Source organism: Paraburkholderia sp. DHOC27 (assembly GCF_003429005.1).
In the GTDB taxonomy this organism is placed as follows: Bacteria; Pseudomonadota; Gammaproteobacteria; order Burkholderiales; family Burkholderiaceae; genus Paraburkholderia.
On record NZ_QVQV01000001.1, the window covers coordinates 1,402,646 to 1,424,064 of the forward strand.

Below are 21,419 nucleotides of genomic sequence, written 5' to 3' on the forward strand. Positions count from 1 at the left end.
TGGCGATGGCAGAATCAGATGAGGCAAGCGCATTACATGCGCAGGGCGCGCAGCCCAGGACTGCGCGGGTTATCACGAGCGACGCGCAGGCCATCGAAGTGGCACACGAACTGGCGGCGCGGCTCGCCGAGGGCGCGGCCGAGCGCGACCGCGAACGGCGTCTGCCGCATGAAGAGATCGAGTGGTTTTCGCAGTCGGGACTGTGGGCTATCACGGTGCCGAAGGCCTATGGCGGAGCGGGTGTGTCGTTCGTGACGTTGACCGAGGTCATCAAGATCATCGCGGCGGCTGACCCGTCGCTCGGGCAGTTGCCGCAAAACCATCTCGGCCTCGTCGACGTAATCGCACTCACGGGCACGCAGGAACAGAAGCAATACTTCTTCTCCGAGGTGCTGAGCGGCAAACGCTTTGGCAATGGGTTTTCGGAAAAGGGCACGAAAAACGTGCTTGATCTGAAAACCCGTGTGGATCGCGATGGCGACGAGTATGTGGTCAACGGCACCAAGTTCTATTCGACCGGCGCATTGTTTGCGCACTTCGTGCCGGTGCTTGGGCTGGATGCCGGGCGCAAGGGTTGGCTCGCCTACATTCCCAAAGACACGCCTGGGCTGACGGTAATCGACGACTGGTCGGGCTTTGGTCAGCGCACCACGGCGAGCGGCACGGTGGTGTTGAAAGACGTGCGCGTACCGGCCTCGCATGTGTTTCCCGCGCATCAGGTATCCGACTTGCCGACCCTCAACGGCCCGATCTCGCAGATCATTCAGGCGGCGATCGACGCGGGTATTGGCAAAGCCGCGCTCGCCGATACGCTCGCGTTCGTGCGCACCCGTTCGCGGCCGTGGTTGGATAGCAGCGTTGAGCGTGCCAGCGACGATCCGCTCACCGTGCGCGAGATCGGTCATCTGCACATTCAGTTGCATGCGGCTGAAGCACTGCTCGAACGCGCAGCTCGCGTGATCGACGCAGTAGCGGCGCAAGCCGAAACGACCGAAGACGACGTGGCGCGCGCGTCCGTGGCAGTGGGCGAAGCCAAAGTGCTGACCACGGAGATTGCGCTGCTCGCCAGCGAAAAGCTCTTCGAACTCGCGGGCACGCAAGCCACGCTCAGCGAGCACGGACTCGACCGCCACTGGCGCAACGCGCGCACGCACACGCTGCACGACCCTGTGCGCTGGAAGTATCACCTCGTCGGTAACTACTATCTGAACGGCGTCAAACCGGCCCGTCATCCGTGGAATTAATCCGCGCTCTCGTTGCAGTTCACTTCACACCTGCTGGGACAGACTGACATGAAATCTCTGCTTCGCCAAAGGGCCTCGGTTCGCCGCGTCGTCGGCGCGCTGACGGTGCTCTCCGCTACCGTGCTGGGCGGCTTGCATGCACACGCCGATTCGCTCAAGGGTGCACCGGCACCATTCGACAAGGGTGGCGTGAAAATCGCGCTGATCAATTATTTGTCGGAAGGGGACTTTTTCCAGGCCTATGAAGCCGGCGCGCAAAAGCAGGCCAAAGCGCTAGGGGTAGATCTGCGTATTTATGAAGGACGTCAGGATGCCGCCGAGGAGCGCGAGCAGATTCAGCAGGCCATCAGCCTCGGCGTGTCGGCGATCATCGTCAATCACGGTTTGCCGGAATCGCTGAAGGACGTCGTGCAACGCGCGCTCGATAAAGGCATCAAGGTGGTGGCGTTCGACGTCGATCTCGCCAATCCGAAAGTGCCGCAGATCGAACAGAGCGATCACGATCTGGCGGCCTTGCTGCTCGATCAGGCCGTGAAGGACAACGGCGACGCGTTTTCAGCGGGCTATGTGTACGTGGCGGGCTTTGCGCCGCTGGACCGGCGTGATGCGGTGTGGCGTGAGTTCAAGAGCGCGCATCCGAAGGTCGAAGAGAAAGCGCGCTGGGGCACGGTCGACAATCCGATTGCGCAATCGGTGGCGAATCAGGCGGCCGCTGTGTATCGCGCGCATCCGGATATCCGTGTGGTATTTGCGCCGTACGACGAGTTTGCGCGCGGCGCCAATCTCGCCGCGGACGAGGCCAAACTGTCGTCGAAGGTGCGCATCTACAGCGCGGATATTTCGACGGCGGATATCGAAGCGATCCGCGCGCCCAACAGCGCGTGGGTGGCAACGGCGGCGACCAATCCGGCCGTGGTGGGGGCCGTGTCGGTGCGAACCGCTGCGTTGCTGGTGGCCGGCCAGGATCCGGGTCACTCGATCATCGTCAAACCCACGCTGATCACGCGCAATGACCTCGTGAAGAACAACATCAAGACCGTGGCGGAACTGGGTGCGAAATTCCCGGCCTTCCGTTCGAGCGACGCGGCAACGGCGCCGTGGATTCCCGTCGCCGAGTGATGTAAGCGCCGTCGCGAGGCGATTCCGGCTTACGCCAGCGGAAAACAAAACCGGTAGTCCTCGCAACCCGGACAGCCGGGCGCTGGGCCAGGCGTTTGGCCCAGCGACAAGGCAAGCTCCTGGGCAAGAAATCTTTTCCACCGCAGGTTATCGACATTGCGTGCCGCGAGAGCAGGGAAGAAGCGCTCGAGCATCGCGGAGACTTCGTCACGCCCGGCGAGGCCGAGATCGCGCCAAAGATGATCGGGCCGCAGGCAGGCGTGCGCGATGATGCCGGCGAGGCAACGCGCATCGTCAACGTCAACCGCTGCATTGGCATACTGCAGAATCAACGCGCGTAACGCGGCGACGAACCCGGCTTGTTCCTGCACAAGCACGCGGGTCGCCTGGCTCGTCGCATCGAGAGGAGCGCTTTCAAGCCCGAAATGCCGATGAAAAAGCGCGCGCAACTCTTCATGCGACAGACCCAGTAAGGCTAATTCGCCGCGCACCTCGCGTGCGGCGATGAGTTTTGCAAACAGGCGAGCGGCGAATGAAGTTTGATCCGGACAACTGAGCATCAGTTGTTCGACGCGCGCACGGCTGGAAGAGGCGAACTCGTCGGCCGTGGCGTGTTTGACGGTGGCGTCGATGCTTGCCCCGTTCGTGCTGCTGCTCGCGCTCATGCTTGACTCCTGCAGCGCCGGTTGTGGATGTGGGGCAGCGCGTCGGGCGATGCCCCGGGTTGCTCGTGCGCACCCGCACGTCTACCCTTGCATCTATGTTACCCGCGAATGTCGACCATTCGCTCCCGGCTCGGGTACCATTCGCTTCAATGACTTTGCACTGCGCCTGCGCCAGCCGTCATGCTGGCACGCTCGCAGTCAGCGACGCATTTAACCCCTAATTGATTCTGCTGGACTCGAACAATGACAATCGAAATTCATCTGGCGCGGATCCGCGCGCAGGTTGCGCGCGGCGGCCGCGTGATGATCGGACTGACGGGCGCGCCAGGTGCGGGCAAGTCGACGCTGGCCGAAAGCGTGGCGGAGCATTTCGGCGCCCAGGCCGTGATCGTGCCGATGGACGGCTACCATCTCGCCAACGTCGAACTCGCGCGGCTCGGCAGGGCGGCGCGCAAAGGCGCGGAGGATACCTTCGACAGCGCGGGCTATGCAGCCTTGCTGCAACGTCTGCGGGCGCAGCGCCCCGATGAGATCGTCTATGCGCCGGTATTTCGCCGCGAGATCGAGGAGCCGATCGCCAACGCCATTCCCGTACAACCCGACACGCCCATCGTCATCACCGAGGGCAACTATCTGCTGCTCGAACGCGGCCACTGGAGCAAGGTGCGCCCGCTGCTGGACGAAGTCTGGTTCGTCGATATCGACGACGAAGTGCGCCGTCAACGCCTGATCGCGCGTCACGTGCGTTTTGGCCGTTCGCCGGAGGCCGCGCGGGACTGGGTAGAAGCCACGGATGAAGTCAACGCGCGGCTCATCCAGTCCACCCGTCCGCGCGCGGATTATGTGATCGACGAAGACGGCGCGGCGGTTTAGTCGCCGCCGGGTCGCTGCAGGGAAGCCAGAATCATGAGTAGTGACACATCGAACCAAGGTCCTGACAGCACCGCCGCGCGCGTCGCCCTGTGGCGCGCCTTGCACCTCGAAGTCGACGCCGTGCCGCCTGTGCTGAAAGACGATGTCGGTTTGAAGTTGCTCGCGCCGCCGGACGACTGGCGTGCGCGCGGCGACATGAACCCGCAGTTCACGCGGCCGTTTCGTGCTTCGATCGTTGCACGGGCGCGCTTCATCGAGGATCTGGTCATCGAGCAGGCCCGCCACGGTGTGAGTCAATACGTGATTCTCGGCGCCGGGCTGGACAGCTTCGCGCAGCGCAGGCCGGAGGTGGCGTCGCATCTGCGCGTGTTCGAGATCGACCGGCCGGGCCCTCAGGCGTGGAAGCGTCAACGGCTGATCGAATGCGGCTTCGGGCAGCCCGACTGGCTGCGTTTCGTACCGGTCGATTTCGAGGCCGGTTCGTCGTGGCACGATGCACTCGTCGAGGCTGGTTTCGACGCGCACCGGCCGGCCGTGGTGGTGTCCACAGGCGTCAGCATGTATCTCACGAGAGAGGCCAACGCGGCCACGCTGCGCGAGGTTGCGGCGCTCGCGCCAGGCTCGACGCTCGTCATGTCGTTTCTGTTGCCGCTGGAACTGGCTGACCCCGAGGTGCGTCCCGGTCTCGAGATGGCGGAGAAGGGCGCGCGCGCAAGCGGCACGCCATTTCTGAGTTTCTTCACGCCGCAAGACATGTTGAGGCTCGCCCATGACGCAGGTTTCGGCGCTGCCCGGCATGTCTCAGCCGCAGATTTGACCCAGCGCTATTTTGCGGACCGCACCGATGGCTTGCGTCCACCCAACCATGCCGAGGAACTGCTGGTGGCGAACGCTGACCGGTCGTAAATGAAGGGCAGCGAGAGCAACGGCCCGCTGGAACGGCTGCAATAAAAACGTAATAAATCCAGAAAATTATCGCGGTGATATTAGCAATAATATTCAGCCGTGCTGACCGTTGCCGTGTCCCACCGCGCTGCCGCGCGACGCTGCACTGCATCATTCAGCCCACGGCATAGGGGATTGTCCCAACAATGAAAATCACTAATGTTGAGTAATATTATTACTCGATGATTCCGCACGCAGCGTCAGACCGTATCCGGCAACCGGCGTAGCGTCCATCCGGACGAAGGCTTCAAACCACGTACAGGAGACGACGAGTCTGGGTTGCGGCGTGCCGCGACGAATGACGCGGTTAAACCCTGCGCTTTTGCGCAAACGTTTCACTGCCGTTTCAACCGCATGCCGGGTATGGCGCGACGCGCGCAACGCATCGTTCCATTCCGGCTTGATAGAAAACACTGGCGCTCGATCGACAGTTCCGAACCACTTGCTTGAGTAGTGACGTTTCCAGATAAGTTTGTACAACTAATGTTTTGCTGGGTCCAATCCGAAGCTTGGTTTCATAGGAGGAGTCATGATGTCCAGAGGAATGGGATTAATGTCCCTTTTGTTAGGGATGACCGTCGCACTCGCCGCGTGTAACGGCGACAGCGGCGCGGGCTCGCAGGCGGCGGGCGTGGCGAATACCAGTACGTCGCCCAGCAGCACGCCGGCGGCCAGTACACCGGCAGAGGCGAATGCCGATGCCTCAGCCGACTTCGCGTCGAAGACGCCGTTACCCTGCGACGCCGCTGCTACGGCAGGCACGGCGTGTTCCGCGGCCCATAGCGTGGTGCGTCTGTTGACGAAGAACTACGCGGGCCCGCTGTTCGAACTGCAACGCGCCTCTGACGGCAAGACCCAGAACATCTATCCGTACACCGCCAGCACTTTGCCGCGCGGCGGTAGCGGCAGCCAGATCGGCTCGGCCAACGTCAATAGCATCAACTCCTTCTGCAACAACACGACCTGTTCCATTACTTATCTGTACGACCAGATCGATCAGGTCGCGGCACTCAAGGGCGGCGCGTTCGGCAACGTGACGGGCACGCTGTCGCTCACCGCGAGCGGTGGACAAACCTTGACCATCCCGCGCAGCGCGACCTCGCAGGCAATCAGCGTACCGGTGCTGAACGGTTTTGCGACCATCACGCTGCCGGGTACGGGCACGCTGACGGTGCAACTGTTGCAACCGCCTACGGCACTGACCACGGCGGCGCCGTCGCAGCAGGTCTCGATTGGTAACGACTTGCCGGCACTGCCTGGCACGCCTGCCAAACTCACCTTCATGAACCTGCAAGGCGGTCAGATTCCGGCTCTCGCGACGCTGGCGGGGCAGGCCTATCGCAATCGCTTCGGCACGGTGAACCAGTCGATTGGCGACAGCGAGATCTCCGAATACATGGTGGCAGGCGCGCACTATGACCAGTCGTCCACCTGCTGCGGCACGTACGGCAACATGGAAAGCAGCGCGAATCCCGCCACTTACGCCAAGGGCGAAATCGAAGGCGAAATGTTTGCGCTCGCCTACTCGAACGGCGCTGCGGCAGTGTTCGGCTACTGCGATGGCGATACCACGCAATCGCCCACGACCAAGGACCCGGTATGTAATGGCCTCGATATCAACTGGCCGGGTGTCGACGCAGAGGCAGGCGTGTATCTGTACGGACCTCAGCAGCCGAAGGGCGAGAAGTTCATGACGGTGCTCGCCAAATACTCTCCGGTAACGGCGTCGAATCTGTTCGCGGTGAAGGGCGGGGCATCGAGTCAGGCGACCTTGACGACGGACTTCGAAGCCGCGCCGCCGGAAGCGTATATCTTCAGCAATCCGGCCGGTCATGCCTTTAACGGCCAATGGCAAGGTGGTTTGTCGCTCGGCGAAGGCGGCGACGGCAGCGCAGCGCCGATCGAATTCTTCGAAGGCGCCGTGCTGACCAAGATGTCGTCGGATGCAACGGACAACCAGATCCAGACCAGCATCGCCAGCTTCTACGGGCCGCCGGCCGATCCGGTCAAGGCCGCCTGCTATGCGAACAATCTGGTCAATTCGCCGCTGAATCTCGCTGTTCCTGATGCCTGGACGCAATCCAATGGCGGTACCGCGGTGGCTGCAACGGGTATCTCGGGCAACAAGCAGGACGCAGCAGCCGTGACGGCAACCAACGGCTCGGCAGTCGCCAACATCCACGACATCATCCGTGTGCAGGGTGGTCAAACGTACACGTTCACGGACTACGTCGCGGCCACGACCAACGCAACGGTGTTCCCGGGCGGTTCCGTGCAAACGGATGACTCGAACGGCACGGAGTTCGGCTGGGTGATCAATACCAACACGGGTGCTGCGGTGCGCGGCACGTGGGGTTCGGGTCAGGCCACGTCGATCAGCGCGGTGAAGGTGGGCAACTGGTGGAAGGTGACGATGACGTTCACGGCCCCGGCTGGTTCGAACAACGCCACCGTCTATATCGACCCGCCCACCTCGAGCGCCGCTGGCGTGCGTGCACAGCAAACGCCGTATCTGAGCGCGACGCACTACTGCCCGGCGCTGGCCATCGTGCCGCCTACCCCGGGAGCGTCGTCCTGAAGTCTTGAGTCGCTGGGTTGAGTCTCGTTGTTGATGAGGTTGTTTCATGGCACCATCCTGTGGAGGCAGGATGGTGTTTTTCATTCAGGGGGACCGTTTCAGTGCGTTATTCAAACGAAGCGCTCGACGCCTACGCGAGCCAGTTCGAACGTGATGGCATGGTGCTGCTGAAACAGCATTTCCGCAAAGACATACTGGTGTTGTGGCGGCAGGCGTTCGACGCCATTCTCGCGCATCGGCTCGAGCACGCGACCACGGCGGTGCGCGGTGCCAACCGTCACTACATCACGCTGCCGTTTGCCGGTGTGTTCGCCGATGAGCAGATCTTCTGCGACCCGGATGTGCTCGCCATCGTCGAACGCGTGGCGGGTGAGGACCCGGTCATGTGTCAGCTCGCTTCGGATACGCCGCTGCGAGGCTCGACCTATCAGGACATCCATCGCGACACGCCCGCGCTGTTCGACGATCTGCCGGAGACGCCGTCGTTTCAGCTGGCCGTCAATTTTCCGCTGTGCGATGTCACGCCGGAGAACGGTCCGTTCGAAACCACGCTGGGTACGCACCGCATGAATGCGCAGGATGCCATGCAGGCGTATGCGGCGGGCGAGTTGCCGTTGCATGCCATTCCCATGCAACTGGGCGACGTGATGATTCGCGATGTCAGGGCCCTGCATCGCGGCACGCCAAACAACACGGATTCGCCGCGTCCGATGGTGGTGATCGGTTACAGCCGGAGCTGGTATTTCAGGCCCGAGGTGCACATCGACGTGCCACGTAATGTGTATCAGACGCTGAGCGCGCGCGGCAAACGCCTGCTGCGCTACATGCCGCAGGTGGATGGTGTCGATGTGCTGGAGGGTGGCGAGAGCTATCTGCGCTTCGCCTACTGAATGTGTCTGCGCTCAGACCTTCGATTCACTCCGCGCGAGAGCAGGCCGGTTCATGAGCTGGCTCGGTTCGCGCCAGTTCGGCTCGACGCCCATGAACTTGTCGAAGTAGGCGATGGCGAGACCCGGTTCCTCGACGATATTCTCGCGGAACGATTGCCACACCGTGGGTTGTGTCAGCGCGTCGGAGGTTTGCACCTCGACGCCACATTCTTCGCGCACCGTCAGCTTCAACGTGCCAGCGCAAAAGTAGGTGAGCACGTAGCCGGCCGGCCACCAGTCCGCGATATTGCCGGGCGAGGGGCGCAACTGCGTGGAGGCATCGCCTTTCACACGCACCGCTTTTTCACGCAGCAGGTCGCGCAGCAGCACGCCAAACGCGAAGTGAAAATAGTCGAGCGGGTTCTGATGCCGATAGTCCGCATGATGCGTGACCACATCCAGCCACGCGAAAAACGCGGTGGTGAAGTTGCGGTCGTCGATCTCCATTTGCAGCGCGTGGCGCTCGCCGTACTCGTCGCAGCAGCGTTGCAGTAGCTGGCGGCACAAGGTCAGCTTTTGCACGCGCTTCCAGGTGGCGATTTCCTGCGCTCCAATGCTGCAGATCGGCTGACTCATTCACACGGCTCCTCGGCGCGGACAAGCGCCGGTTTCAGCAAAGATGCGTGATCACGTATTCGATTTCGCGGCTCAACGCTTGCAGCGGTTCGGGTCCTTTGAGGGCCTGTCTGAAGGCTGATTCGCGCGCGCCCACCACGTCGGAGAAAAAACGCACGGCCGCATCGGGTTCGCCTGGCACACCTGACGGGCAGGTATCTTTGGCAAGCGAGGTCAGCGCGAGCATCAGGAACACATATTCGTTCGGTTCGGTGACGAGCCACCACGGTGCATTTGCATCGGGCAGCGAATCGAAACGCGTGCTGCGAATGGGCTGCATTTCGAGCAACGACAGCACGAGTTGCGCGCATGCGAGGCACAATGCGCTGCGCGAGGCAATCGCCGCAGTCAGCATCTTCTCCGCCGGCTTGCCGGTTTCCGTGGCGAGTTCAGGCCCGGTCAGCGCGACACTCATGCGTTCGAGCGTGGCACTGATGCGGTGTTCGAAGATCAGCACATCCGTTGCGCCGCTTTGCATGATCATGCGTTTCGCGGCGGCGTAAAACGTCATCGAGAATTTGCGCTGTGCCTTCGCCGAACCCGTGGACAGTTCGAGGTACGTGGTGAGCGGTTCGAGCGGAACCGGCGACTTCCAGTGGTCCTGCAAGGTAGGGACCGCGTGACTCGCGAATGACTCAGCCGTCTCGATCAGATCGTCCGCCAGATGCGCGACCGATTCGAGCGACAAATAAGAAGGGGGTTTGAGAGGCGCTGCTGCGGATGAGGTTGCGCGCGTGGCAATGGGTCTGTCGTTTTTCACCGGCCCCGGCACGTTGCGCGCCGCGTAACGCAGTTGACGCGCACAGTCTCGCAGCGCCAGCCCGATTTGACTGATGTCGCGGCCCAGATGCTGCGGCAAAGGCGATTTTGACTCCATGAGCGTCTCAATGTTGCAACATTTGAAGTTAAGATAGCACAAGTGTTCAGCCGTTAGACTGACTTTTTTTCATCATGGGAGCCGAGGTTGCAGAAAGCGAGCGTTGCCACGGAGGGCGTCGAAAACGACGAGCAAAACCCCGCGCGCCGGCTGCGTTTGCGCGCTGCGTGGATGTATTTCGTCGAGGAAATGACCCAGAACGAAATCGCGCTGAAACTGGGCGTGGGGCGCGTGACGGTGGTGCGTCTGCTGGCTGCCGCACGCGAGCGCAATGAGGTGAAGATCACCATTGGCGATCGCCTGGCGGACTGCGTCGAGGCCGAGCGACTGCTCGAAAGCCGCTTCGGTATCGACGAGGCCATCGTCGTGCCGCTGTCGGCGCGCGGCGCGGATGCCACTGGACCGGTGGCGGCTGCTACCGGCGCTTATGTTTCGTCGCTGGTGCGCGCCAACATGCGCATCGGCGTGGGCTGGGGTCGTACGCTCGTGAATTCGCTCGCGTTCATGAACGAGCGCACCGTGGAGAACGTGTCGGTGGTGTCGCTGCTCGGCGGCATCATGAAGGCGCGCAAGTTCAATCCGGCCGAGTTCGCGTGGCGCTTCGCCTCGCTCTATCAGGCCGACTGCTATCTGATGACCGCGCCGCTGGTGGTAGATAGCGCGGCCACCCGTCAGACGCTGATCGAGCACTGTGGACTCGGCGATATTTTCGAACTCGCGAAGTCGCTCGATGCGGTCGTGTTCAGCGCCGCCGGCACGGGGCCGGATGCTACCTCGCATGTGTCGAAGTTCATTTCGAATGCCGACCGCGCCTCGGTCATCAAGGCGGGCGCGGTGGGTGACGTGCTGTTCAACTTCTTCGACGCCGACGGCAAGCTGGTCGATCATCCGATCAATGAGCGCGTGATGTCGGTGCCGCTCGACATCATCGCGAAGGTGCCCGTGCGCGTGCTGGCAGCCGGTGGCGCGAGCAAGGTGCAGGCGATTGCCGGTGCCTTGAAGATCGTCAGGCCCACGGTGTTCATCACCGATGAGTACACCGCGAAAGACGTGCTGAAACTGGCAGGGCCGGGTTGAGTGCGTGCGATGCGCTGACCGGCTTGTTAGCTGGTTAAAGCAACGTCGTAGAGCAGCATCCTTCAATACTGCATGCCTCCGTGACTGTCACTGACTGACGCCAGTGCTCAGCGGCTATTACCTTGCTATCACCGCGCGATCAACGTGCGCATCTGGCACACGCCTCGGCTTTTCCTCGAACGTATCCCCCAATCCTGACGGATCAAGGCGTCGCGCCTTGCCTCCGCCGCCTTCTCGCGCGTGTTCGACCCACGCGAAGCGCACCGCGCAGAAAATCCGGCCCATCCCCGCAAGTCCCCACCACCTCGACCAAAGCGCGAATTCGCGCCACTCGCCTACGGGTTAATCCCGAGCCCAAAACACCCTTTTCAGCGCAACACGTCCTTGTCCCTGGTGTGAACAAAGTGCTATTGTGAAATACATAAGTTCTGCATCAGGTCGAGACCGGTTCACTGTCTATCCGCACTTCGTCGGGCGCTCATGCGCCGCAATTCAGGAGCTATGCCCATGCATAACATCACCCCCAGCGGCCTCGCGGCCGACCTCGAAAAGCGCGCCGCCTCTGGTCGCCCGATCCGCATTGGTCTGATTGGCAGCGGCGAAATGGGCACGGATATCGTGACCCAGGTGCGGCAGATGCACGGCCTTCAGATCGGCGCGATTGCCGATCTGCGTCCCGAAGCGGCCCGCGCGGCGGTGCGCGTCGCGAATGGTTCGGACACCGGCTACCGGATGGTCGATACGCGCGCCGGCGTCGAGCAGGCCATCGAAGCGGGCGAGATCGCGATTACGCAGGACGTGGACGCGGTGTGCACGAGCGGCCTGATCGACGTGGTGATCGACGCTACCGGCAAGCCGGCGGTCGGTGCGCAGATCGGCCTCGTCGCGATGGAGCACGGCAAGCACCTCGTGATGATGAACGTGGAAGCGGACGTGACCATCGGCGCGTATCTGCGGCGCGAAGCGGAGCGTCTGGGCGTGGTGTATTCGCTCGGCGCGGGGGACGAACCGAGTTCCACCATCGAGCTGATCCAGTTCGTCAGCGCGCTGGGTTATCCGATCGTCGCCGCGGGCAAGGGCAAGAACAACCCGCTCAATATCGACGCGACGCCGGACCTCTATATGGACGAAGCGAAGCGTCGCAACATGAACCCTCGCATGCTGGTGGAGTTCGTCGACGGTTCGAAAACGGCGGTGGAAATGGCGGCCATTGGTAACGCCACGGGTCTTACGCCTGACGTGCCCGGCATGCACGGGCCGTCGGCGACGCTCGACGAACTGCACAAGGTGCTGTGTCCGGAGGCCGACGGCGGCATCCTGTCGCGCAAGGGCGTGGTGGATTACACGATCGGCAAGGGCGTGGCGCCCGGCGTGTTCGTGGTCGCGGAGCTGGCGCATCCGCGTCTGCGCGAACGCATGGAAGACCTGAAGCTTGGCGAGGGACCGTACTACACGTTCTACCGTCCGTATCACCTGACCAGTCTCGAAGTGCCGCTCACCTGCGCCCGTTCGGTGCTGTATCGCCGCGCCGACATGGAGCCGCTGCCGGTGCCGGTGGTCGAGGTGTGCGCGGTGGCGAAGAAGGATCTGCAGCCGGGCGAGCGGCTCGACGCGATCGGCGAATACACCTATCGCGCGTGGGCCATGACCGTGGGCGATGCACGCACGCAGCATGCGGTGCCGTGTGGGCTGATCGAAAATGGCCGTGTTATGCAGCCGATCCGTCGCGGCGAACTGCTGACCTATCGGAACTGCGCGGTGGATACCAGCTCGCCCATCGTGGCCTTGCGCCGCCTGCAGGACGAAATGGTGTACGGCAAACCGCTCGCCGTCGCCTGAGCCGCACAACCGAGTTTGGGAGGATGGACATGCAGCAAACCCTGGAAGCGATGCCGGCCATGACGGCCACGCCGTTGCCGCCGGTGCTTCGCCGTCACGATCCGGCAACGTTGCGCGAAGCGCTGCGCAAGATGTACCTCGTGCGGCGGTTCGAGGAAAGCGCCGAGCAGGCCTATATGCGCGGGCTGATCCACGGCACCATGCATCTGTCCATCGGTCAGGAAGCGAGCGCGATTGGCGCGACGCTGCCGCTAACCGATCAGGACTACATCACATCGACGCATCGCGGCCACGGACACTGCATCGGCAAGGGCGCGGACCCGAAGCGGATGTTCGCGGAGTTTTTCGGCAAGGAGACCGGCTATTGCCGCGGCCGCGGCGGCTCGATGCACATCGCCGACGTGAGCCGTGGCAACCTCGGCGCGAACGGCATCGTAGGCGGCGGCATGCCGATCGCGGTAGGCGCGGCGCTGTCCGTGAAAAAACAGCGCAGGAACAACGTGGTGATGTGTTTCTTCGGCGACGGGGCCAACAACGAAGGCGCGTTCCACGAGTCGCTCAACTTCGCTTCCATCTGGAAGCTGCCCGTCATCTTCGTGTGCGAGAACAACCGCTACGGGATGTCGATGTCGGTGGAGCGTTCCACGGCGGTGGCGCATATCGCGCAGCGCGCGCTGGCCTACGACATCCCCGGCGTGACGGTGGATGGCAACAGCTTCGCGGACGTGCTCGATGCCAGCGAGCAGGCCGTTGCCCGCGCCCGCAAGGGAGAAGGGCCGACGCTGCTGGAATGCGAGACCTACCGGCTGCGCGGGCACTCAAAGAGCGATCGCAACCGCTATCGCACGCGTGAGGAAATCGACGCATGGAGCGCGCGCGATCCGATCGTGCGCTTCGAAAGCGAATTGGTGCAGTGCGGTGTGCTCGACGCCGCGAGCGTCGCCACGCTACGCGAAGAAGTCGAGGCGCAGATCGAAGCCGGCCTCGAATTCGCGCAGAACAGCCCGGCGCCGACCCGCGCCGACCTGACCCGTTATGTGTATGCAACCAGCGGCGGGAGCGAGCAATGACCACGGACGTGCTGGAGCAAGTACAGGCGGCGGAACAAAGCGGGTCGCAGGATGCGGTGCGCGAGCTGACCTACGCGCAGGCCATTCAGGAAGCGATGGCCATCGCCATGGAGCGCGACGAGCGCGTGTTTCTGATGGGCGAGGATATCGGCGTCTACGGCGGCGCATTTCAGGTCACGGGCGATCTCTATCAGCGCTTTGGCGCCGAACGCGTGATGGATACGCCGATCTCCGAACTGGGTGGCGCGGGCGTGGCAGTGGGCGCGGCGATGACCGGCTCGCGGCCCATCTACGAATTCCAGTTCTCCGACTTCGCGACGCTGGCGATGGAGCAGATCGTCAATCAGGCGGCCAAGATGCGCTTCATGCTGGGCGGTGAAGCATCGGTGCCCGTGGTGATGCGCTTCCCCGCCGGCTCGGGAACCGGCGCGGCGGCCCAGCATAGCCAGAGTCTCGAAGCGTGGTTCGCCCACGTCCCGGGTCTGAAGGTGGTGCAGCCGAGCACCCCGCATGATGCGAAGGGCCTGCTGCTCGCCGCGCTCGAGGACCCCGATCCGGTGCTGATCTTCGAGCACAAGCTGCTCTACAAAAGCAAAGGGCCGGTGCCGGAGGGCTACTACACGGTGCCGATCGGCAAGGCGGCAGTGCGCCGCGCGGGCCGGGACGTGACGATCGTGGCGACCTCGATGATGGCGGTCCGTTCGCTGGAAGCGGCGGGCGTGCTGGAGCAGGAAGGCATCGACGCCGAAGTGATCGACCTGCGCAGCATCCGGCCCATCGACCGCGAGGCGATTATCGCGAGCATCCGCAAGACCTCGCGTCTCATCTGCGTCTACGAGGGCGTGCAGCAACTCGGCGTGGGCGCGGAGATCGCCGCGATTGCCTGCGAAAGCGAAGCCTTCGATTATCTCGATGCGCCGGTGATCCGGCTGGGCGGCGCCGACTGTCCGCTGCCATATAACCCGGAGCTGGAAAAGGCGGCGGTCCCGCAGATCGACGACATCGTCGCGGCGGCACGGCGCATCGTCGGCGGGAGGGGCTGAGATGCCGACCGAAGTCATTCTGCCGCGCGTCGACATGGACATGACCGAGGGCATGATTGCCGCGTGGCATGTCAGCGAAGGCGACGAGGTGCGCGAAGGCACACTCATCTTCGAGATCGAGACCAGCAAGGCGACGATGGAAATCGACGCGCCGGCGAGCGGCATCATCCGGCAGATCAACGCGCCGGTCGGCAAGACCGTGCCGGTGGGCACGGCGGTCGCGTGGATTTATGCGGCGGGTGAGGCGCTGGTAGAACGAGATGGAGCAGGAGACCAGGAGCGGGAGAGTGGGGCGGATGACGCTGCCGTGGCAGCGTCACAAGGTGAAGCTGAGCAGGTAGAGACGACGCAAGCGGAAGGCACTTCGGATGCAGTGGAAGCCCTCGCACCCAACGCGCCGCAACCCCTGCGTGCGACGCCGGCGGCCCGACGGCTGGCCCGCGAGCATGGGCTCTGGCTGGTCGACATAAGCGGCTCGGGACCGCACGGACGCGTGGCCGCGCAAGACGTCCTGCGCAAGGCCGCGCTGACTGGCGAGTCTGCAAGCGGTGGCACACTTAGCGGCACACGCGGTGGCACACCCAGCGGCACACGACACGCGCCGCTGCACAGCATCACCCTACGCAAGGGCAGTGGCGACCCGCTGGTTCTGCTGCATGGCTTCGCGGCCGAGTCCAATAGCTGGCGGCCGTTCTCGCAGGCCGTCGCGCGCATCGCCGCGCCCACCCAGGGCATGCTGGCCATCGACTTGCCCGCGCACGGCAAATCCAGTGCGGACGCAGCCGGCTCGCTCGAAGAAATGGTCGGCGCGCTCGCGCAAACCCTGCTTGACGCGGGCATCACGCGTTGTCACCTTGTAGGGCATTCGTTTGGCGGTGCGCTGGCGTTGGCACTGGCGTCGAATACGTTGGAGAACAACGCCATCGGGAATGCAAAACGGCCGCACCTGGAAATCGCTTCGCTGACGCTGCTCGCACCGGCGGGTCTCGGACCGGAGAGCAACGGGGCGTTCATTCGCGGCGTCACGCAGGCCACGCAGCGTGCGAGTCTGGCCGCCTGGCTCAAGCAGTTGTTCGCGAACCCGGCCCGCATGGACGAAGGTTTTCTCGCGACGGCGGTGCAGCAACTGGAGCCTGCCGAGGTGCGCGAGCGTCTCGCGGCGGTGGCCGGGCGCTTCTTCCCGGACGGCACGCAGGCGCTCGACCTCAGGCATCTGTTGCATGATCTGACCATGCCGGTGCGGGTGGTGTGGGGACAGCAGGACCGGATACTGCCGGTGCGTCATACCGAGGGTCTGCCGGGGCATGTGGCGGTACACCGTTTCGATGGCGTGGGTCACTTGCCGTATCTGGAAGCCCAGGCCGAGGTGGCGCGCGTGGTCGTGCAGAACATCGCGGCGGCATCGACGGTGAATGCGCTGGCGTGTGCCGCACGTGGATGACGTAGCGTACGGAGTCCTATAGGCTAGCGAACTACGGCAGCAGGCATCGCGGCAACAGGTGCATGGATGGCAGGGGAATGGGGGAATGGGGGGAATGGCTGGCGTTTTCCCCAATGATAAACAACATGAACAATTGTATTATTCAAAGTACAAGATGTTCAGTTCGTCATCGGAGCGGGTTCAGTACGCGACGGATTCTGGCAGCGATATACAGTTGAACGAGTAGAGCCCAGAGAGCTCACCAAACGGTGCGTTGCCTTGCCAGGGCAGCGAAAAACTCCGGCAAACAACAGAGACGGTGGCACAGGAGCAAGCGTCGAAACGCCCACTCAGGTCCACTGCGAAGCATGGGACAGGACAGGCGCCGAACCGCTGACTCCCGTCCACACAGGAGACGACGATGGACTTCGTGCGCGGTGCGTTACTCGCCCTGGCAGTGTTCTGGGCGTTGCAACTGGTCGGTTCGTGGTTTCAGATGCGCCGCTATACCGACGCGGTGCGCGGCGCGGCAAGCCGCTGGAACAGCGGCTTTCTCGGCGTCGGCTCCTGCAAGGTCAAACTGGGACGCGGCGCGGTGGCGATCGTCGTGTTGTCTGCCGATCTGCGCGTCTGCCAGTTCCTGAGCATGTCCGGTCTGACCGTCTTCACGCGCTTTCGTCCGCACGACGGCTTCACGGGTCTGACGACGGGCGAGTTCGTCGCCAGCTTGAAGGCCTCGAAGCTGCGACGCAGCATCACGCAGGCCGCCTCCGATGCGCTCGAGCGTGCCCAGCGCGCCGCCGAAGCGCCCACCTGATTCCCTTCTACGTAGTACAGCAGGCAGTTCTGTCCGGTTCCGTCGGGTCACGCCGTATCACGTCTTGCCGGAGCTTTTCGCGATCGTTTCGGTTCATCTGGGAGATTCGCCATGTTCATGCTTGATTGGCTCACGCATGTCGCAGAAGGGTTTATCGGCATCTTCAATGCCGGCGGTAAAACGTTTGTGGGCTTCGTCGTCGGTATCCTCCCCACGCTGATCGTGCTGTTGACGGCGGTGTACACCATCATCGCGCTGGTGGGCGAACAACGGATTCAGGGACTCGCGCGTTTCTTCTCGAAGAATGCGCTGACCCGTTATACGTTGCTGCCGCTGCTGGCCATGTTCTTCCTCACCAACCCGATGGCCTACACCTTCGGCGTGTTCCTCGAAGAAAAACACAAGCCCGCTTTCTACGATTCCGCTGTCTCGCTGTGTCACCCCATCACCGGGCTCTTTCCGCACTGCAATCCAGGTGAGCTGTTCGTCTGGCTCGGGGTGGCGGCCGGTCTCACCAAGCTCGCGGAAACGCATGCGCTGGCGTTTTCCATTCCAAAGCTCGCGTTGTTCTATCTGATCGTCGGTCTCGTCGTGAATCTGCTGAAGGGCATTCTCACCGAGTGGTTGACCCGGATGCTGGCGCACCGGGAAAACATCGAACTGTGATGCACTGCCACTGGCTGTCAATCCAACATCGAGACTGAGGAGACCTGCAATGGACACACGAGCATACCGGACGGTAAAAGTGGAGCGGGGCCCCAATGGCTGGGGTGGTCCGCTGTTCATTCAACCCACTCCGGAGCGCAACAAGATCGTTGCGGTGACGGGTGGCACCATGCCCGAACTGGCGAAGCGTCTGGCCGAAATGACGGGCGGCGTGCTGGTGGACGGCTTCCGTACGCCACCGCCGGAATCGGAAATGGCGGCGGTCGTGATCGACTGCGGCGGCACCGCGCGCTGCGGGGTCTATCCGCGCAAGAAGATTCCCACCATCAATCTGACTTCGGTAGGGCAGTCGGGACCGCTGGCGCAATTCATTACCGAGGACACCTATGTATCGGGCGTAACGCCGGAAAACCTGACGGCGGTCGAAGACGACGGTGCTCACGGTAGCGCAGGCGGACGTGCGGCCGGCGTGATGAGCGCGGCTGCGGCCACCTCGCCGTTCGCGGCGCCGGCAAGCCGTGCCGCTTCGCCGCGCGAGGTGGAGCAAAGCTCGCGCGGGCTGATCGGCTTCATTACGTCGATTGGCCGCGGCATGGGCGGCGTGGTCAACGTGCTGTTCAACAGCGGCCGCAAGGCGATCGACACGGTGATCCGCAACGTGCTGCCGTTCATGGCCTTCGTGACCATGCTGATCGGTATCATCAATTCGACCGGCATCGGCACCGGGCTCGCGCATCTGCTCTCACCGCTCGCGGGCAACATCATCGGCCTGATCGTGCTCTCGGCGATCTGCGGGCTGCCGTTTCTGTCACCGGTACTCGGACCGGGTGCGGTGATTGCCCAGGTGATCGGCGCGGCCATCATCGGACCGGCCATCGGCAACGGCACGATTCCGCCGCAGATGGCGTTGCCGGCGCTGTTCGCCTACGACACGCAAGTGGGCTGCGACTTCGTGCCGGTGGGCATGGCGCTCGGCGAAGCCAAGCCGGAGACGATCCGCATCGGCGTGCCGGCGGTGCTGATCAGCCGGCAGATCATGGGCCCGATCTCGGTGCTGATCGCGTGGGCCGCGAGTTTCGCTCTTTAACTGACGGGATGAAATGACCATGCATTACTACAAGACCGTGATTTCGGACGTTGGCCCCGAGGTGCGGGACCTGCTGGAAGGTGGCGTGCTGATCCTGTATGCGGACGGCGCCCCGCCGGAACTCGCCGAAGTCTCCGTGCTGCATCGCGCCGAGCAGGCGCATACGGAGGCGCCGGCTGCCGGTTCGCAACTGCGCATCGGCGAGGTCAGCGCGTCCGTCACCGCGGTCGGTCCGACGGCCTGGAACAAGGTCAACGAAATGGGTCACGTGGTGATCAATTTCAACGGCTCGCAGACCGCTGAGCGCCCCGGCGAAATCTGCGCGCAACCGGTGGATACGGAGGCGCTGCTCGCCTGCATGCGCAGCGGCACGGTGATCGAGATCGTCGATCGCTGAGGTGCGGGGCGAAGTGCATTGTCAGTGTTGGATGCTTTTGCCGTGACCCATCTGCCGTGATGACGTCTGTCGATTGTCTGATATGAGAAGGTCTTGCCATGCTTGAAACCGCCATCGTCGTGAAAGTGAATGAAGGTCTGCACGCGCGGCCGGCCACCCAGTTCGCCAAGCTCGCGAAAGAGTTTTCCTGCTCGTTGCAGATCTTTCGCGGCTCGACGTGCGCCGATGCCAAAAGCGCCGTCAAGCTGATGCTGCTGGGCGTCAAGCAGGACGACCAGATTCTGCTGCGCGCGGACGGTTCGGACGAGAGCGATGCGGTGCGCCGGCTATTGCAGTTTTTGTCGGAGCCGACGGCGGGCGTGACGCTGGCGCGGCACGACGGTGCGAAGAACGGTGCGGGTACGGCGGCGGGGCAGGAGGCGCAGGGCGAAGCTGTTGCGGTCGCATCGAACGGAACCCACCACGAGCCGGCCGCGGCGCAGGACGTGGCGCCTGCAAGCAGCGGCTGCGATGCATCTACGGAACCTCCCGTGCACGGCGTGCCGGCCAGCGAAGGTCTCGCATGCGGGCCGGCCTTCGTGTATCTGCCGGAGGAATTGCGCGCCACGCGGCAATTCATCGAGCCGGATGAGGTGGAAAGTGAACTGGCACGCTTCGGCACGACGTTCCGCGAATCTATTGCAGCACTTGATCAGCAGTTCGAAGCAATGGGGCAGCACGACGATATCGTCGAGGCACTCGCGGACGTTGCCCAAAGCGATGATTTTTCTGGCGCAGTGAAGGAGAAAATCGCCGCGGGCTGGGATGCTGCCGCCGCCACGCTACAGGTGGGGGAAGAACTCTCGGCGGCGTTCCTCGCTATGGACGACGAATACCTGCGTAGCCGCGCCGACGATATCCGCGGCATTGCGCGGCAAGTGGCGCTGCGTCTGTTGGGCAAGGAGGACGTGAGTCTCGCCGCGCTCGCGGAGCCGTGCGTGGTGCTCGCCGCCGATCTCACTGCACTGGATTTCGCGCGCGCCAAGGTGGCCAATATCGTGGGACTGGTTTGCACCAAAGGCAGCGCGACCTCGCATCTGGCCATCATGGCGCGGGCGCATGGCATCCCTGCCGTGCTGGGCCTGCCGGTGCCGGAGGAGTTGTTGCGCGAGGCAAGCCGGGTCGCGCTGGATGGCGCACACGGGCAGGTGTGGTTCGATCCGTCGCCGGAATGGCAGACGGAGTTCGACGCGCGGATCGCACAGGAGCGCCGCCGTCATGCGGCATTGAGCGTGTATCGCGACGTGTCGCCGGTCACGAGCGACGGCCGTCACATCGAGATCGCCGCCAACCTCGGTTCGCTCGCGGAGATCGACGCCGCACTCGAAGCGGGCGCGATGGGCGTGGGCCTGTTCCGCACGGAACTGCTCTTCATGGACCGCCGGACCTTGCCCGACGAGGACGAACAATACGATGTGTACCGCCGTCTCGCCGAGGCGTTTCATCCACGTCCGGTTGTGATCCGTACGCTGGATGTGGGCGGCGACAAGCCGGTGCCCGGCATCGCATTTCCACACGAAGACAATCCGTTTCTCGGCTGGCGCGGCGTGCGCATGTGTCTCGACCGTCCTGACGTGTTCGAGCCGCAATTGCGTGCGCTGCTGCGCGCGGCAACGCTCGGCAACGTGCACGTGATGCTGCCGATGGTGGACGATCTCGACGAGATCCGTCGCGCCAAGGTCATGCTGGAAAACTGCGCGCAGGCCTTGCGCCAGGCGGGCGTGGCGTGCGCCATGCCGAAGCTCGGCATCATGGTCGAGACGCCGGCGGCCGCCTTGACGGCGGATCTGCTGGCACCCGAAGTGGACTTCTTTTCGATCGGCACCAACGATCTGACGCAATACGTGATGGCGGTGGACCGCGTCAATGCGAGTCTCGCCTCGCTCTACCGGACGGATCATCCGGCGGTGCTGCGGGCCATCGGCATGGTTTGCGAGGCTGCAAAAAGGGCCAATATCAGCGTGGCCGTGTGCGGTGAAGCAGCGGCGCGGCCCGACATGATTCCCGTGCTGGTCGGCCTCGGTGTCAACGAACTCAGCATGAGCCCATCCTCCGTGCTGCGGGCCAAGAAGATCGTCAGCGAACTGTAGGTCTTGTTCTGCCGGGGCGGTTCGTGCGT

At 63.3% G+C, this 21,419-nt stretch carries 20 protein-coding genes; 16 read left to right on the forward strand and 4 right to left on the reverse strand.

Annotated features, from left to right (window positions below; translation table 11 throughout):
- Positions 1-5 precede the first annotated feature (5 nt).
- Positions 6-1,244, forward strand: a complete 1,239-nt coding sequence (locus D0B32_RS06170; protein ID WP_117333482.1) for an SfnB family sulfur acquisition oxidoreductase — start codon at positions 6-8, stop codon at positions 1,242-1,244.
- A gap of 48 nt (positions 1,245-1,292) precedes the next feature.
- On the forward strand, positions 1,293-2,363 hold the full coding sequence (locus tag D0B32_RS06175) for a substrate-binding domain-containing protein (RefSeq protein WP_117332773.1): 1,071 nt from the start codon (positions 1,293-1,295) through the stop codon (positions 2,361-2,363).
- A gap of 29 nt (positions 2,364-2,392) precedes the next feature.
- Here D0B32_RS06175 and D0B32_RS06180 read toward each other — a convergent pair whose 3' ends face one another.
- On the reverse strand, positions 2,393-3,028 hold the full coding sequence (locus D0B32_RS06180; RefSeq protein WP_404935522.1) for a nitrogen fixation protein NifQ: 636 nt from the start codon (positions 3,026-3,028) through the stop codon (positions 2,393-2,395).
- A gap of 243 nt (positions 3,029-3,271) precedes the next feature.
- Between D0B32_RS06180 and D0B32_RS06185 the strand changes: the two genes are divergently transcribed.
- Together D0B32_RS06185 and D0B32_RS06190 are read left to right on the forward strand one after the other, a co-directional pair.
- Positions 3,272-3,901, forward strand: a complete 630-nt coding sequence (locus D0B32_RS06185; RefSeq protein ID WP_117332775.1) for a nucleoside/nucleotide kinase family protein — start codon at positions 3,272-3,274, stop codon at positions 3,899-3,901.
- A gap of 33 nt (positions 3,902-3,934) precedes the next feature.
- Positions 3,935-4,807: a class I SAM-dependent methyltransferase gene (locus D0B32_RS06190; protein ID WP_117332777.1), complete on the forward strand. Its 873-nt coding sequence runs from the start codon at positions 3,935-3,937 to the stop codon at positions 4,805-4,807.
- Positions 4,808-5,002: 195 nt separating this feature from the next.
- On the opposite strand, the gene D0B32_RS32240 is transcribed toward D0B32_RS06190, so the two are convergent.
- Positions 5,003-5,260 carry a hypothetical protein gene (locus D0B32_RS32240; RefSeq protein ID WP_147329500.1) on the reverse strand — a complete coding sequence of 86 codons (258 nt, stop codon included), beginning with the start codon at positions 5,258-5,260 and terminating at the stop codon, positions 5,003-5,005.
- 139 nt (positions 5,261-5,399) lie between these two features.
- On the opposite strand from D0B32_RS32240, the gene D0B32_RS06195 reads away from it, so the two are divergent.
- Both D0B32_RS06195 and D0B32_RS06200 read left to right on the forward strand, forming a co-directional pair.
- The gene (locus D0B32_RS06195) at positions 5,400-7,424 is read left to right on the forward strand and encodes an arabinofuranosidase catalytic domain-containing protein (protein ID WP_259294893.1); all 2,025 of its coding nucleotides are present in this window, start codon (positions 5,400-5,402) and stop codon (positions 7,422-7,424) included.
- Between the two features lie 101 nt (positions 7,425-7,525).
- The gene (locus tag D0B32_RS06200) at positions 7,526-8,314 is read left to right on the forward strand and encodes a phytanoyl-CoA dioxygenase family protein (protein WP_259294894.1); all 789 of its coding nucleotides are present in this window, start codon (positions 7,526-7,528) and stop codon (positions 8,312-8,314) included.
- Between the two features lie 12 nt (positions 8,315-8,326).
- Here D0B32_RS06200 and D0B32_RS06205 read toward each other — a convergent pair whose 3' ends face one another.
- Positions 8,327-8,929: a hypothetical protein gene (locus D0B32_RS06205; RefSeq protein ID WP_117332781.1), complete on the reverse strand. Its 603-nt coding sequence runs from the start codon at positions 8,927-8,929 to the stop codon at positions 8,327-8,329.
- Positions 8,930-8,963: 34 nt separating this feature from the next.
- Positions 8,964-9,845 carry a hypothetical protein gene (locus D0B32_RS06210; protein WP_117332783.1) on the reverse strand — a complete coding sequence of 294 codons (882 nt, stop codon included), beginning with the start codon at positions 9,843-9,845 and terminating at the stop codon, positions 8,964-8,966.
- 87 nt (positions 9,846-9,932) lie between these two features.
- On the opposite strand from D0B32_RS06210, the gene D0B32_RS06215 reads away from it, so the two are divergent.
- From D0B32_RS06215 to ptsP, 10 genes are all read left to right on the forward strand, one after another.
- A complete protein-coding gene (locus D0B32_RS06215) occupies positions 9,933-10,922 on the forward strand; it encodes a sugar-binding transcriptional regulator (RefSeq protein ID WP_220444903.1) in 990 nt (329 codons plus the stop codon).
- A gap of 507 nt (positions 10,923-11,429) precedes the next feature.
- A complete protein-coding gene (locus D0B32_RS06220; RefSeq protein ID WP_220444904.1) occupies positions 11,430-12,761 on the forward strand; it encodes an NAD(P)H-dependent oxidoreductase in 1,332 nt (443 codons plus the stop codon).
- A gap of 29 nt (positions 12,762-12,790) precedes the next feature.
- Entirely contained in the window at positions 12,791-13,831 is a 1,041-nt protein-coding gene (locus D0B32_RS06225; protein ID WP_117333486.1) for a thiamine pyrophosphate-dependent dehydrogenase E1 component subunit alpha, read from the forward strand.
- Positions 13,828-14,874 (forward strand): alpha-ketoacid dehydrogenase subunit beta, encoded by a 1,047-nt coding sequence (locus D0B32_RS06230; RefSeq protein WP_117332787.1) that lies wholly within the window; start codon positions 13,828-13,830, stop codon positions 14,872-14,874. Before D0B32_RS06225 ends, D0B32_RS06230 begins: the two co-directional genes overlap by 4 nt.
- A gap of 1 nt (position 14,875) precedes the next feature.
- Positions 14,876-16,315: an acetoin dehydrogenase dihydrolipoyllysine-residue acetyltransferase subunit gene (locus D0B32_RS06235; RefSeq protein ID WP_117332789.1), complete on the forward strand. Its 1,440-nt coding sequence runs from the start codon at positions 14,876-14,878 to the stop codon at positions 16,313-16,315.
- Between the two features lie 400 nt (positions 16,316-16,715).
- Complete coding sequence (locus D0B32_RS06240; protein WP_117332791.1) at positions 16,716-17,111, forward strand: transcriptional regulator GutM; 396 nt, start codon at positions 16,716-16,718, stop codon at positions 17,109-17,111.
- 111 nt (positions 17,112-17,222) lie between these two features.
- Positions 17,223-17,777: a PTS glucitol/sorbitol transporter subunit IIC gene (locus tag D0B32_RS06245; RefSeq protein ID WP_220444905.1), complete on the forward strand. Its 555-nt coding sequence runs from the start codon at positions 17,223-17,225 to the stop codon at positions 17,775-17,777.
- A 49-nt stretch (positions 17,778-17,826) separates the two neighbouring features.
- Positions 17,827-18,864, forward strand: coding sequence for a PTS glucitol/sorbitol transporter subunit IIB (locus D0B32_RS06250; protein ID WP_117332792.1), 1,038 nt, complete (start codon positions 17,827-17,829; stop codon positions 18,862-18,864).
- 19 nt (positions 18,865-18,883) lie between these two features.
- Positions 18,884-19,261: a PTS glucitol/sorbitol transporter subunit IIA gene (locus D0B32_RS06255; RefSeq protein ID WP_220444906.1), complete on the forward strand. Its 378-nt coding sequence runs from the start codon at positions 18,884-18,886 to the stop codon at positions 19,259-19,261.
- A 98-nt stretch (positions 19,262-19,359) separates the two neighbouring features.
- On the forward strand, positions 19,360-21,390 hold the full coding sequence (gene ptsP, locus D0B32_RS06260) for a phosphoenolpyruvate--protein phosphotransferase (RefSeq protein ID WP_117332796.1): 2,031 nt from the start codon (positions 19,360-19,362) through the stop codon (positions 21,388-21,390).
- Positions 21,391-21,419 lie beyond the last annotated feature (29 nt).